This is a genomic window from Thalassospira sp. Z349TD_5 (assembly GCF_056173045.1).
The window spans coordinates 4,476,546-4,490,826 of the sequence record NZ_CM149654.1; the positions used below are offsets into that span (position 1 = coordinate 4,476,546).

The 14,281-nt window shown below is 52.0% G+C and carries 12 protein-coding genes; all 12 read left to right on the forward strand.

Annotated features, from left to right (window positions below):
* Positions 1-34: 34 nt before the first annotated feature.
* The gene (locus AC0VXT_RS20645) at positions 35-973 is read left to right on the forward strand and encodes a hemolysin family protein (RefSeq protein WP_475548608.1); all 939 of its coding nucleotides are present in this window, start codon (positions 35-37) and stop codon (positions 971-973) included.
* The gene (lnt, locus tag AC0VXT_RS20650; RefSeq protein WP_475546904.1) at positions 966-2,540 is read left to right on the forward strand and encodes an apolipoprotein N-acyltransferase; all 1,575 of its coding nucleotides are present in this window, start codon (positions 966-968) and stop codon (positions 2,538-2,540) included. The genes AC0VXT_RS20645 and lnt overlap by 8 nt, the downstream gene beginning before the upstream one ends.
* 86 nt (positions 2,541-2,626) lie before the next feature.
* Positions 2,627-3,121, forward strand: a complete 495-nt coding sequence (locus AC0VXT_RS20655) for a helix-turn-helix domain-containing protein (RefSeq protein WP_198413508.1) — start codon at positions 2,627-2,629, stop codon at positions 3,119-3,121.
* A gap of 308 nt (positions 3,122-3,429) precedes the next feature.
* Complete coding sequence (metK, locus tag AC0VXT_RS20660) at positions 3,430-4,602, forward strand: methionine adenosyltransferase (protein WP_417824851.1); 1,173 nt, start codon at positions 3,430-3,432, stop codon at positions 4,600-4,602.
* Between the two features lie 136 nt (positions 4,603-4,738).
* Positions 4,739-5,458: a tRNA (guanine(46)-N(7))-methyltransferase TrmB gene (gene trmB, locus AC0VXT_RS20665; RefSeq protein WP_475546905.1), complete on the forward strand. Its 720-nt coding sequence runs from the start codon at positions 4,739-4,741 to the stop codon at positions 5,456-5,458.
* A gap of 235 nt (positions 5,459-5,693) precedes the next feature.
* Complete coding sequence (locus AC0VXT_RS20670; RefSeq protein WP_417824849.1) at positions 5,694-6,194, forward strand: RNA polymerase sigma factor; 501 nt, start codon at positions 5,694-5,696, stop codon at positions 6,192-6,194.
* 120 nt (positions 6,195-6,314) lie between these two features.
* Positions 6,315-7,235, forward strand: a complete 921-nt coding sequence (locus tag AC0VXT_RS20675) for a FecR family protein (RefSeq protein WP_475546906.1) — start codon at positions 6,315-6,317, stop codon at positions 7,233-7,235.
* A gap of 211 nt (positions 7,236-7,446) precedes the next feature.
* On the forward strand, positions 7,447-10,164 hold the full coding sequence (locus tag AC0VXT_RS20680) for a TonB-dependent receptor (protein ID WP_475546907.1): 2,718 nt from the start codon (positions 7,447-7,449) through the stop codon (positions 10,162-10,164).
* Between the two features lie 175 nt (positions 10,165-10,339).
* A complete protein-coding gene (locus tag AC0VXT_RS20685) occupies positions 10,340-11,074 on the forward strand; it encodes a calcium-binding protein (protein ID WP_475546908.1) in 735 nt (244 codons plus the stop codon).
* Positions 11,075-11,267: 193 nt separating this feature from the next.
* On the forward strand, positions 11,268-12,920 hold the full coding sequence (locus AC0VXT_RS20690) for a type I secretion system permease/ATPase (protein WP_475548609.1): 1,653 nt from the start codon (positions 11,268-11,270) through the stop codon (positions 12,918-12,920).
* Complete coding sequence (locus AC0VXT_RS20695) at positions 12,917-13,366, forward strand: hypothetical protein (protein WP_475546909.1); 450 nt, start codon at positions 12,917-12,919, stop codon at positions 13,364-13,366. Before AC0VXT_RS20690 ends, AC0VXT_RS20695 begins: the two co-directional genes overlap by 4 nt.
* 45 nt (positions 13,367-13,411) lie before the next feature.
* Positions 13,412-14,281: an HlyD family type I secretion periplasmic adaptor subunit gene (locus tag AC0VXT_RS20700; RefSeq protein WP_475548610.1), complete on the forward strand. Its 870-nt coding sequence runs from the start codon at positions 13,412-13,414 to the stop codon at positions 14,279-14,281.

Below are 14,281 nucleotides of genomic sequence, written 5' to 3' on the forward strand. Positions count from 1 at the left end.
CGACAGTAGTCAACGCGACGACGACCACGAGAGTATGCGCCCTCGCATCGGCGAGGAGATCAGTCAGGAAGCCGACGGCGGCTCCTTGTGGGGGAATGTGGCCTCGGCCCTTGGGTTGAAGCGTAAGCCACGCAACGGCGAGGCATCTTTGAGCGATACGCTCGAAGAGCTGGCCGAGCGGACCGAAGAAGATGACGAGCCCGTCTCGCTTCATGAACGGTCCCTGTTTGAAAATATCATCGCATTGCGCGATATGACGGCCGAGGATGTTATGATCCCGCGTGCCGATATCGTTGCCGTATCGAAGACCATCACGCTTGATGCGCTGGTTGAAGTGATGGTCAAAAAGGCGCATTCGCGTCTGCCGGTTTATGGCGATACACTCGATGAAATTGCCGGCATGGTGCATATCAAGGATGTGCTGGGCTGTGTTGCAGCTGGGCGTGAATACAGCCTGAATGCCCTCGTCCGTCGGGTGTTGTTTGTATCCCCCGCCATTCGTGTGCTTGATCTGTTGTCGGAAATGCGGCTGTCGCGCACGCATATGGCGTTGGTGGTTGACGAGTTTGGCGGCATTGATGGCCTGATTACGATTGAAGACCTTGTCGAAGAAATCGTCGGTGAGATTGATGATGAACATGACGTTGATCAGGCGCCAAAGCTGATCCGCCTGTCTGACGGGTGCTATATCGCCGATGCCCGGTTTGAGGTCGAAGACCTTGAAGAAAAGCTGGGCTTCGGGTTGCTTGATGATGAAGAAGACGAAGATATCGACACCCTTGGCGGGCTTGTGTTCTCTCTGGCGGGTCGGGTTCCGGCGCGCGGCGAGTTAATTGAACATCCCACTGGAATTCAGTTCGAAGTGCTTGAAGCTGATCCGCGCCGCATTCGCAGATTGCGCATTCATATGGTGCGTCGTGACACGCTTGTGCCCGGTGATTGCACTTCTAATCAGGAAAAAACGGATGATTAACACTGTGGCGGCACGCCTTGCTGGCTTGTCTGGCTGGCGCAGGCGTTTTGTCTGGTTGATATCCGGGGCGGTTGCGGTATTGGCGCTGCCGCCCTTTTTTGTGATCCCGGTATTGCCGGTTTGTTTTGCCGTGCTGCTCTGGAGCCTTGAAGGGGTTCGGTGCAACAAGGGGGCACTGTCAGCGGGTTGGTGGTTTGGAACAGGGCATTTTGCTGCTGGTTTTTACTGGGTCAGCCATGCCTTTCTGGTTCAGCCGGAAATTTATGGCTGGATGATCCCGTTTGCTCTGTTGGGGCTTGGCGGTGGGCTTGCGGTTTTCCCGATGCTGGCTGTTTGGGCCAGTTGGCGTTTGACCGACGGATTGGTGCGCCGTGCTGTGCTTTTGGCCGTTTTCTGGGCGGTGGCGGAGTATCTGCGCGGCCATATCCTGACCGGTTTTCCGTGGAATCTGCTGGCGCATATTTGGGCGTTCGATCCGGCACCAATGCAATTTGCGTCAATTATCGGTGTGTATGGCCTATCGGTGGTAACCGCGCTTTTTGCGACTTTACCTGCGGCTGTCATTGCCGGAAAACGCGGAAGACTGGCCGCCCTTGCCGGGGTTTTGCTTGCAGTTGCCCTTTGGGGTGGTGGTGCCTTACGTCTTTCAATGGTCGGGCCTACCCAAACAGATAAAATAGCGCAGATTGATCCGAATGTGCCGGTGGTTCAGATTGTTCAGCCCAATATCGCGCAGCGCGATAAATGGCGGTCTGATTTGCAGCGCCAGCATTTTACCAAACTAATTGATATGTCACGCAGGCCTGCAGGCATGGATCCGGCGCAAAAGCGTATTGTGATCTGGCCAGAAACGGCGGCGACATTTTTTGTTGAAGACCAACCCGTGGCACGGTCGCAAATGGCCGATGTCTTGGGGCCGGATGATATCCTGATTACCGGTGCACCGCGGACCTATCCGCGCGATACAGACGAATACAAGGTCTGGAACGCAGTTCAGGTTGTTGATTCCAGTGGTGAGATCGTAGCCAGTTTCGATAAGTTCCACCTTGTGCCCTTTGGCGAATATGTGCCGTTTCGGTCCATCCTGCCATTTCCCAAATTAACCGCTGGACGGACAGATTTCTCCGCTGGTCCGGGGCCTAAAACACTCGAAGTGCCGGGGATTCCGAGTTTTTCACCCTTGATTTGTTATGAGGTGATTTTCCCCGGTGCGGTTGTGGATGATGCAAATCGCCCAGAATGGCTTTTGAATGTCACCAATGATGGTTGGTTCGGAAAGAGTGCCGGTCCCTATCAACATCTGGCGGCAGCGCGCTTTAGATCCGTCGAAGAAGGCCTGCCACTGATCCGGGCGGCCTATACTGGCGTATCGATTATGTATGATCCTTATGGTCGAAAACTTGCGGAACTGCCCTTAAGTACAAGTAATATCTTGGTGCACCCCCTTTTGAGCAATCAAAACCATACAACAGTATATTCTTTGTGGCGTGATATTCTATTTTACGGTATTGTTGCCTTCCTCGCCGTTCTCGTTATGGGATATAATCGGTTTTTAAAATCCCTTTAAGCGGCTGTCTAAAGCACCGAACCGTCTAGAGATTGTCCCATCTAAATAAAGACGGGTAGGTCGGAGTGAGAGAAGGAAAAAGGCACATGTCGCCTAAGGATGAAAACACGATAGTAAAAAACACGCGTGGGCGCGGTCGTGGCCGGACTGCCAATGGCAAACCCAATCCTGTTGATATTCATGTTGGTGCGCGCGTTCGGTTGCGCAGAACGCTGCTGGGGATGAGCCAGGAAAAACTGGGCGAAGCCATTGGGTTGACCTTCCAGCAAGTCCAGAAATACGAACGTGGTGCGAACCGTGTCGGGGCGTCACGCCTTTATGATCTGTCGCGTGTTCTTGAAGTGCCGGTATCGTTCTTCTTTGATGATATGCCCGATGAAATCTCGTCGAAATCGGTTCACGAGCGCCGCGAGATGTCCGAAAGCCCGGACCCGTTTGACAATGATCCGATGAACCGGCGTGAAACGCTCGAACTTGTGCGTGCCTACTACCGGATTACTGATCCGAACCAGCGCAAGAAAGTCTTTGAACTGGTCAAATCGATGGGCGTAATTGCCGCGGCCGATCCTGACCAGAAGTAAGTTGACCTGACGACTGAACCAAATTAAGGACGTATTCCAAAGTTATCGGGAATGCGTCCTTTTCTTTTAACCCCGGATCGCATGCACGCGATGCAATTTTCCGGTTACGTTTTTGCGTCAATGGTGCTTGACCTTAAAAAGATCATCAGGCAAAAGCGTCATGCAGCTTGAACAAAGCTTGCAGATTGTGGACGGATTTGGACCGCTTGCCACCACACAAAAAAAGGCTAAGTGGGCGCTATCGATACAGACATGTATTGAGAGCCCTCCGGTCCAGTTTTGGAAACCCATTACCGGAGAAAGTCTTAATGTCACTTTCCGAATATCTTTTTACCAGCGAATCCGTTTCTGAAGGTCACCCTGACAAAGTTTGTGATCGTATTTCCGATTCCATTGTTGATGCTTTTCTGGCCGCAGACGAAGATTCGCGTGTTGCCGTTGAAACGCTTGCGACCACCAACCGTGTGGTGCTGGCTGGCGAAACCCGCGGTCCTGAAAGTGTGACCAAGGAAGTCATGATCGAAAAGGCCCGCGATGCCATTCGCGCCATCGGTTATGAGCAGGAAGGTTTCCATTGGAAAACCGCCGAGATCGAGTGCCATGTGCATGAGCAGTCGGTGGATATCGCACAAGGTGTTGATTCGGCCGGCGAAAAAGATCTTGGCGCCGGCGACCAAGGCATCATGTTTGGTTACGCATGTAACGAAACCGATGAATTGATGCCCGCGCCGATCCAGTTCTCGCACCGCATTTTACGTGCCATGGCAAAAGATCGTCATTCAGGTGTCGCAGCCCAGTTTGGCCCGGATGCCAAAAGCCAGGTGACGCTTCGCTATGTCGATGGCAAACCGGTTGGTGCGACCTCGGTTGTGGTGTCAACCCAGCATGCTGATGGTCTGAGCCAGGACGACGTTCGTGCGCTGGTTCTGCCCTATGTCGAAGCAGCCCTGCCAAGTGGCTGGTTGCCAGCAGAAGACGAGATTTACATCAACCCGACGGGCCGTTTTGTTATTGGTGGTCCTGATGGTGACGCCGGTTTGACCGGTCGTAAAATCATTGTTGATACCTACGGCGGTGCAGCTCCGCACGGTGGCGGCGCATTCTCGGGCAAAGATCCGACGAAGGTTGACCGTTCTGCGGCCTATGCTGCGCGTTACCTTGCAAAAAACGTGGTTGCCGCTGGTTTGGCAGAAAAATGCACCATCCAGGTCGCTTATGCGATTGGCGTATCCAAGCCGTTGGCGTTGTATGTCAACAACCACGGCACGGGTAATGTCGATGAAATCAAACTGGGCAGTGTTCTGCGTCAATTGATGGATCTGAGCCCGCGCGGCATTCGCGAACATCTTGCGCTGTGCAAGCCGATCTATACCCCGTCTTCTGCCTATGGTCACTTTGGTCGTAAGCCAACCGAAGACGGCGGGTTCTCTTGGGAACGTACCGATCTGGTCGGTGATCTCAAGTCGGCATTTGGCGCATAGGTAACATCATTGCAAAAGGGCGATTTGCTAAAATTGCCTGACATGATATGACGCGGGCGGCTCCGAACGGTTTTGGAGCCGCCCGTTTGATTTTAATGCTTCGAACTTTTTCGTTTCCGTTCTGACAGACAAGATAATGCGCAACAGTAACCGACCCATCCCGACACCGGACCGCCCGAACTTTTATGGCCGCCGTGGCAGCCGGCCGCTTAAGGATACGCGGCGTGTGCTTCTTGATAGACTGATGCCCAAGTTTGGCATTGGCTATCCTGATCAGGGTGGTGTTGATCCCAATAGCTATTTCGATGACACGCCCGATCAGGTGTGGTTGGAAATCGGCTTTGGTGGTGGTGAGCATCTGGCGGGTCAGGCACAGGCAAACCCGAATGTCGGTGTTATTGGCGCTGAACCGTTTTTGGATGGTGTGGGCAGCCTTGCCCGTCATATTGATGAGCGCGGCCTGACCAATGTGCGGATCATTGCCGATGACTCGCGCCCGTTGCTCTATAAGCTTGTTGATGGGTGCTTTGATCGGGCGTTTTTGCTGTTCCCCGATCCGTGGCCGAAAAAACGCCATGCTGAACGTCGCTTTATCGGCCCGAAAAACCTGGTCCTGCTGGCGCGTCTGCTTAAAGACGGTGCCGAGTTCCGGGTTGCCAGTGACGATATGCAATATATCTCCTGGACGTTGCAACACATGCACAACCATCCCGATTTTGAATGGCTGGCCGAAGGTGCCGATGACTGGCGCACGCCACCCGAAGACTGGGTGAAAACCCGCTATGAGCAAAAGGCGCTGCGTCAGGGTAAGAAATGCAATTATCTGCGATTCCGGCGTAAGCCACGCGCGGCATAGTATGCTTTAAGCTCTTTGCTGCCTTGCGTCTGATCTTCCAGAATAAGTAAAATGTGATTTTCTGGCCTTTACTGGGAATGAGCGTGGGTCATCTGTATCAAAAGTTGCAAATTTTTATTGAGAATGATTGTCATATGCGATAAGTAGGGCATTCAACTTGCTTGACGTTACCGCATGCCCACATTCCAATGTTACGGATTTCTGTGGCTGCTGGTCAATTCCAAAGGTCCAGACCGTGACGCACTGGGATGTCAATAATCTGTTCAGAACCTATCGCGGGCGCTTGTTGCATTTTGTGAGGCAGCGCAGGATATCGTGGCATCTTGCCGATGATATTGTGCAGGATACTTTTGTTCGGGTTGTTGCAACACCGAGCCTGCCTGAGCAATGTTTTGCGCAATCATATCTTTATCGAACTGCCAACAATCTTGTCATTGACCATTTCAGACGCGAACGCATTCTGACCTTTGTGCAGGATTCTGAACTGGCGTTTGAAGTCATCGCCGACGACGCCCCGTCTCCGGAACAGATTGCCTGGTCTCGTCAGGAACTGCGTCACCTTCAAAAGGTGCTTGAGTCCCTGCCCCGACCATTGCGTGATGTCTTTATTTTGGCCCGTGTCGAAGGCAAAACATATGTCCAGATTGGCGAGCAGTTGGGGATTCCGACCCAAACGGCTTTCAGTCGGATGGTCAAGGCCTTAGGCGTTGTCAAAGAGGCGATGGAAAAACCATAAGAAAAATGATCGCCAGATCAGAAATCCTCAAATCTCGCTCGTCTCATAATCAGGTCCCGCACATCAAAGCGTATATTTGCGTCTTTGCGGGGGAGTTTTATAAAGAACGGCGATGCCGATATGATCCCGGAAACACATTTTGACACCATGCCAAGAACCGTGAGCGATCAGGCCGCTTACTGGTTTGCGTTGCTTCTTGATGGCAGCGAAACGGAAAATGACCGAAAAGCTTTTGCGCGCTGGGTCGCCGAAGATCCGAGTCACCTTCATGCTTTCGATGAAATTGAACGTTTGTGGAATGGCAGTTCCAGTTTGCAAATTGACACCAACAGAAACCTTGGCCGTCGAGCATTTCTGGGGGGCACAATTGCCGCTATGGTTGTCGGCACTGGATGGACTGCGCATCGGTTCCATCCCTTGGCAGACATCAGAACAGCCAGTGGTGAGCGCCGCGAAATGGTTCTACCGGGCGGTGTTAAAGCGATGCTTGCCAGCGATACGTCCCTGTCACTTGTTGCGAAACAGGGTGTTTCAGGTGTCGCCATTCATCATGGTGAGGCCTGGTTTGACCATCAAGTTGCAGGGACAAACTTTTTTGTTGCCGCGACTGGCGGAACCACTTGGTCGGAAGGCGGCAGGTTTGATGTGGCAAACTACGCTGGCACGACAACCGTGATCGCCGAGCAAAATGGTCTTGTCTTACGGGCTGGCGGAACCATGAAGCCGGTTCAGGCCGGGCAGGAAGTTCGATATGGCGATGGTTGGGTCAGCGATCCAAGAAAGGTCAATGTCGGCAATGCGCTTTCCTGGCGGAATGGACAACTTGTGTTCATTGGCGAGCGTCTTGACGACGTCGTCAATATTCTTGAACGCTGGCAAAATGGCAAGATCGTCATCCTTGGAGACGCCTTGAAATCGCGCAAGGTAACAATTGTCGTTGATCTTGACCGGTCACGGCATGTTCTGGATGCGCTTTCGACAGTTTTGTCGATAAAGGTCGATCAATTCACCGAATATCTTACGGTTGTTCGCGCCGCATAATTCCCTGGAAAACCTTCCGCATGCAGTGGATGGCCTCTGAAATTAAATGATAATGAAAATTATTTTCACAATAAATCATTTAATTTCAGATAACTGATTTTCTTCTTCGTCTCAGAAAGTAACAGGAAATGAATGCGACGCATTTGCATTTCTGAGAAATCAGGAGAAATTGAATATGCCTTCCGACGGGGTAGGTCGTGTGTGCTGCACGATGAATAAAAATTTGCTTGGGGCGACAACATCATTGGGGCGTTCGCATCTGGTCGTGGCCGCAATATTGAGTGCTGGTATCGTGATGTCTGCGCCGGGTTTTGCCGTTGCCCAGGCGCAGTCCAAAAATGAAAATTTACTGCAAACGCGAGAAGGACCGGAACTGGCGCAGGCTGATACTGGACCGGTGCGATTGCAGGCTGGGCAACATCGCTTTGATATCGAAGCACAGTCATTAAGCAGTGCGTTGGTTGTTTTTTCGCGTATTTCCGGCGTGGATGTTGTGTTTGACGGTGTGCTGCCTGATGGTGCCACGAGTACGGGTGTGAATGGTGATATGACCGCTGCGACCGCACTGGATATTTTGCTGGGCCAAAGCGGTTTAACATGGAGCGTGATCAACCAAAGCACGATTTCGATTGCAGACCCACGGCAGGACAATGCGCAGAGTTCGGAAAATGTCACCGAGCCTGTCACAGTGACAGCCTCCCTTCGTAATCTGGGCCCAAACGGTGTTCCTGATGAAGTCTATGAAACGCCCGGGTCGGTTGTCGTGATTACGCAGGAAAGCATGCGCAAGGCCCCGATCCGAGAAGCGCGCGATATTTTTAATCATGTTGCCGGTGTCAACATTTCAAACGATGCCCGCGATCCAGGACTGACGGTCAATGTGCGCGGGCAACAGGAAATGGGCCGGGTAAACGTTAATATCGACGGGGCACGACAGAACTATAACCAGCTGACCCATGGAACAACTTCACGTGTTTACATCGATCCGGCTTTGTTGGCTGAAGTCGAGATCGAAAAATCCAATTTGACGCAAAATGGTGGGGCTGGTGCATCGGCAGGGATTGTCACCATGCGGACCTTAAACACGCAGGACATTCTCGATGAGGGCGAAGACTGGGGCGGCAAGGTCAATATCAGCCATGGGACGAACAGCTATGACTTTGGCGGTGATGCATCGGCGGGCTTTCGTGTTTCCCCAAAATTGGATGTCTCGGCCGCCTTCAGTCGCAAGGTGGTTGGTAATTATCGCGCGGGCGCTCACAATCCGGGCTTATTTACCACAGGTAACGGCAACTACTACTCGACGGAAAACTCGCGCCCAAAATATACATTCCTGCGTCAGACATCTGGGCTTCTGAAGGCAAATGTTTATTTGAATGAAGATCAGGAACTCAACCTTGGTTATGTCGGCTCCATGAGCGACTACGCCAAGACAAACGATGTGAACAACACTTATACGGATTTCAATGAAACCGAAACGCATACGCTTACGGCTAAACATAATTGGAACCCGGAGTCAGTCCTTATCAATCTAAATTCCAGTTTGTATTGGACAAGAACTGAAAATCATCAATTCCGACCTGCACGTATTAATGCTTCGGGAACTGTAACAACAGACTCATTTGATAATTATTACACCCTTGATACGACGGGCGCTGATATTGCCAATCGCAGTGATATCTCGTTTGACAAGATCGGAGACGGGCATAGCAGCATCAGTTTTGATTACGGCACGGAGCTGTTTCACGACAAGGCCAAGACGATGGCTGAAATGGGCGGGCTAGGTGGTGCTGGTGCTTCTTATCAGGTCGAAGGGTCAACGCCGAGCGGCAAACGTGATGTTTACGGTGGCTATGTCAACGCGACGTACGGTTGGAATGACATGTTCAGTTTTACTGGCGGCCTTCGATATGACCGATATGACCTGAATGGGGATGCATTTTGGTGTGAGACGGTAGCTGCATCTGGCAACCTTTGCTCGGATGGAGGGACCCCTCTTGATATTGATCTTACAGAAAGCAAGGTTTCTCCGAGTTTTGGCGCAAGTATTTCGCCCATCGAAGGTGTTCAGTTTTTTGCTAACTATCGTGAAAATATGCGGGCACCGACAATTCAGGAAGCGATGTTAAGTGGTGACCATATTGGCAATGTCGGTATTCCGTTCTATTCGAATGCAAACTTGAAGGCAGAAGAATCCGAAACCAAGGAGATCGGCGTTAACTTCAAATTTGATAACGTTCTTCAGAAAGGCGATGGCTTCCGTGCCAAGGTTGCATATTTCAGATCAAAAATTGAAAATTACTCGACAATTGCATATGTCCCGCAGCCGACAACCGAAGTCGTAATTCCAGGTATGCTGATCAGCAGTAAGATGGCCGCGGCAATGGTCAACCTTACGGATCCGGTTTACGTCAATGGGACCGAGATGGAGCTGTCATATGATGCTGGTGAATACTATCTCGGCGGGACGCTTACCCTGTCGGATATGGATCTTCAGGGGGACTATAATCCGTTCGTTCTCGATGCCAATTATGACCAATATGCCAATACCGGTCTAAGCCCGCTTGGTGTCGGTGATCCGATTTATGGCGGCGGTAATCAGCTATACGGGATCTATGCGACGCCAAAACGCAAATACACGCTTGATGGTGGGGTGCGGCTTCTTGATCAGGATCTGGTGACGGGTATGCGGGCGACTTTTGTGTATCCGCAAGACAATTTCGGCAACACCAGTTCGTCCAGTATTGTCGGAGAGTATTTTAAATATCGGGTTTTCGACTTCTACAGCTCCTATGAGGTCAATGAAAATGTCTCGCTTCGCTTTGCCGTAAACAACCTGCTTGACGAAGGGTATGTCCAAGGCACTGGTGGCACCTATGCACCATCACCTGGGCGAACCGCAGTTATCACACTCAGCGGTAATTTCTAGACCGCTTTTGCATTTTTAACATGATATCCGGGCAGATTTACTCTGCCCGGATATTTGGCGTATCCACTTTAAGTAATTGTTTTTAAACAAATTTATTGTTGACTCTTCAGTATAATAAGAGTCATTCTCATTTAGTTGCTCGTTGGTTGGGCAACAAACTGACAGGAGAAGTCAAATGACAATTACGATCGATCTGAGTGCTGATTTATCCGGTAACGGTGTTGATCTGCATGGTGTGTTTGAAGACTTCAATGCGAACTTTTCGCTCGGTTCAGGCAATCACGGCTACTTCTTTGACGGTGCTGTGCCTGCTGGTCTGGCGGGTACGCAATATTATGCTGCTGATCTGGACAGTGGCAGCTCTTATACCGGGGCTGTTCTTGCGACTGCCGGGGCAACCGATTTTGCCTATGACATGAGCACGCACACCATTGCTGGTGATCTCGCAGGCTTTTCGTTCGGCAGCACGTTGGCTTATGACGCGGTTGCTGGTGAGTACGAATTTTCCGATTCGTCAGTCGATATCTCTGGTTTGGGCCTTTCTGGTAGCGATACCAACAGCGTGCTTACCGGCATCTATACCGGCAGCACTTCCACACTTGAAACGACTTTTGCTCAAGGTGTCGAAATTAACGGCAGCACTGGTGATGACGTCATCGGCGGCTGGGCCGGTGATGATGTTCTGACCGGCAATGGCGGTGCGGATACCTTCGAATTCGATACGTCAGCAGATTTCGGTGACGACACCGTGACCGATTTTACCGACGGTACCGATCTTCTTGATATCGATTATGCCTCGGTCACTGTTGCCGATGATGGCAGCGGCAATGCGCTGATCTCCCATGCCAATGGCACGGTCACGCTGACCGGTGTTGATTACACCGATATCGACGCAACTGACTTCGTTTAACAAAACGGCCCGTCCCACAAGCAGCGGAACGGGCGCAAAGTCTTGATGCAGGGTGCCGCGTAACAGCGGCACCCACCCCAGCATAAAACATCTTTGGAATATAAAAAACGTGTTTGGCAAAATATCGGCCCAAAGCACTGTCCATGGTACCCCCCAATCACCAATTGGATCCGCGATTGCCTCTTTGCGCCGTGTGTTCTGGGTTGTTGCAGGGTTGAGCGGTATCTCAAACCTGCTGATGCTGACGGGCCCGCTTTTTATGCTCCAAGTCTATGATCGTGTGCTGGCCAGTCAGAGTGTCCCGACCCTTCTGGCGTTGATTGGTCTTGTGATCGGTCTTTATTTGTTTCTGGGCGGTGTGGATGCCCTGCGCGCGCGCATGCTGGTGCGGATTGGCTGGCGGGTTGATGAGCAGATTGGGCCAAAGGCATTGGAACAGACGCTTGCCATTCGCTTGCGCAATGGTCGGGAAACGGCGCAGCCACTCAATGACCTTGATCAAATTCGCCAATTCCTTGGTGGGGCCGGTCCTATTGCGATTTGTGATCTGCCGTGGATGCCGCTTTTCCTGGGGATTGTTTTTGTTTTCCACCCTTGGCTTGGCATATTGGCGTTGGTCGGTGGGATTGTTTTAATAACGCTGACATTTGTCAGTGAATTGGTGACCCGTAAGAAGGTCGCGCACATGAATGCGCAAACAGTCGTGCAAAGCAATCTGGTCGAAGCAGGGTGCCGTAACGCCGAAGCCATTCGGGCGATGGGGATGTTGGGGGCTTTTCGGCACCAATGGGGTCAGCAAAATGATCGCTACTTGAGGGAAAACACCGTCGTTGGCGACGTTAATTCAACATTTTCGGCTTATATCAAGGTCATTCGGCTTGCGTTGCAATCCATTGTGCTTGCCCTTGGGGCCTATCTTGCGATCCGGCAGGAAGTGACGCCGGGTGCCATGGTGGCGGCATCAATCCTGACCGCACGCGCACTGTCACCGGTCGAGCAGGCCATTGCCAATTGGCGGGGGTTTGTCGCAGCCCGACAAGCGCGCACCCGTCTGGATCACATTCTCAGTAAACAGGACGCTCATTCCGAACGCATGCAGTTGCCTGCGCCAACGCAAGGTCTGACAATCTCAAATCTTGTGGTGGCAACGTCGGGTGGGGAGTTTGTACATGCCCAAAAAGTATTGTTGCGGGTTAATGATCTGGTGCTTAAGGCCGGAGATGGTTTGGGGATCATTGGTCCCAGCGGATCGGGAAAATCAACTCTTGGGCGGGCAATGGTCGGCATTGGCACCATTCGGGGTGGTTCCATCCGTATTGACGGAGCTGAATTATCACATTGGGATCCTGACCGGCTGGGGCGTCATATCGGGTATTTGCCGCAAGATGTTGAACTGTTTGACGATACGGTTGCCCGCAACATTGCCCGGCTTATCCCTGATGCCAGATCCGAAGACATCGTTTCGGCGGCCCGGTCTGCTGGTGTGCATGATCTGATCCAGTCCCTGCCCAATGGCTATGACACCAAAGTCGGGGCGGGTGGCGTGGTTTTGTCAGGGGGGCAGCGTCAAAGGATTGGCTTGGCGCGCGCCCTGTTTGGTGATCCATTCCTGATCGTGCTTGATGAGCCCAATTCCAATCTTGATAGCGCGGGTGAACAGTCGCTTTTGCAGGCAGTCCGCGATGCGCGTGAACGTGGTGCCATTGTTGTTTTGATAGCGCATCGTCCCGGTGCACTGGCGACGGTTAACCTGACAACCATTATTCAGGACGGACGTCAGGTCGCCTTTGGTGCGCGCGATGACATCTTGCGCAAAACCGTCCGACAGGTAGGAGAAACAGCATGATCGGTGTTTCATCTGTGCGTGCGATGTCCGTATCCCGCTTGGCAGCAGGCCGGCAACAGACGGGTCTATCTGCGGCGCAACTGGCATTAAGAAAGCATATGTTTTGGGGCGGCGGGATTGTCTTTGCCTTGATGGCAGGTTTGATGGTGTGGCTGTTTCTTGCCCAGCTTTCCGGGGCCGTGGTGGCATCTGGCAAAATGGTGGTCGAAAGCAACGTCAAGGATGTCCAGCATGCCGATGGTGGCATCGTTGGTGAAATTCACGTCCATGACGGTGATCAGGTTAAGGCCGGTGATCTTTTGATCCGGCTCGATGATACAATGGCGCGTGCCAGTCTTGGCATTGTCGAATCCCAGCTTGATGCCTTTCAAGCGCGTCGGATGCGTCTGGTCGCAGAACGCGATGTAAATGATGAGCTGTCCCTGCCGGATGCTTTTAAAAGTTGACAGCAGAATGCCAAGCTTTCTGAACTGGTAAGTGCCGAAAACCGCCTGTTTGCGGCACGGCGCAGCAGCCTTGAAGGTGAAAAACAACAGCTTGCGCAAAAACTGGCCCAGCTTTCCGAAACAATTGTCGGATTAACGGCACAGAAATCAGCAAATGAAGAGGAACGCAGGCATATTGTCGATGAGCTTGCCGGATTAGAGCTGCTGTATGCCAAGCAACTTGTGCCGATTACACGGGTCGCAGCATTGCGGCGTGAACGGGCCAGCCTTGATGGTGCGCATGGTGCCCTGACCGCACAAATTGCGGCGACCCATATGCAGATTTCTGAAACTGAAATGCAGATTTTACAACTTGATCGTGACCGTCAGACAGACGTTCTGTCCGAACTGACTGAAATTGATCAGCAACTTGCCGAATTACTGCAACGCCAGATCGCGCTTAATGATCAACTGCGCCGGATTGACATTCGTGCCCCTTATGACGGGACAGTTTATCAGATGGCTGTTCATACGGTGGGTGGTGTTGTTGCCGGTGGTGATCGCATCATGGGAATTGTCCCTGACCGCGATGAATTGGTGATCGAAGCACATGTTAATCCGCGTGATATCGAACAGGTCATGCCTGGTCAAACCGCAATGCTACGCTTTACAGCCTTTAACCAGCGGACAACGCCGGAATTGTCTGGGGAAGTGTCGCGGATTTCCGCCGAGTTGGATCGCGATGAGCTGACGGGGGAGAGTTATTATGTGGTGCGCGTGCGTATTGGCGCTGGCGAACTTGCCAAACTTGATGGGCAGGAGCTTGTCCCAGGCATGCCCGTTGAAACCTTTTTGGCAACCGGAGAACGTTCGGCACTGAGTTATCTTTTTAAACCTTTGTCGGATCAGTTCGCGCGCGCCTTTCGAGAGGATTAA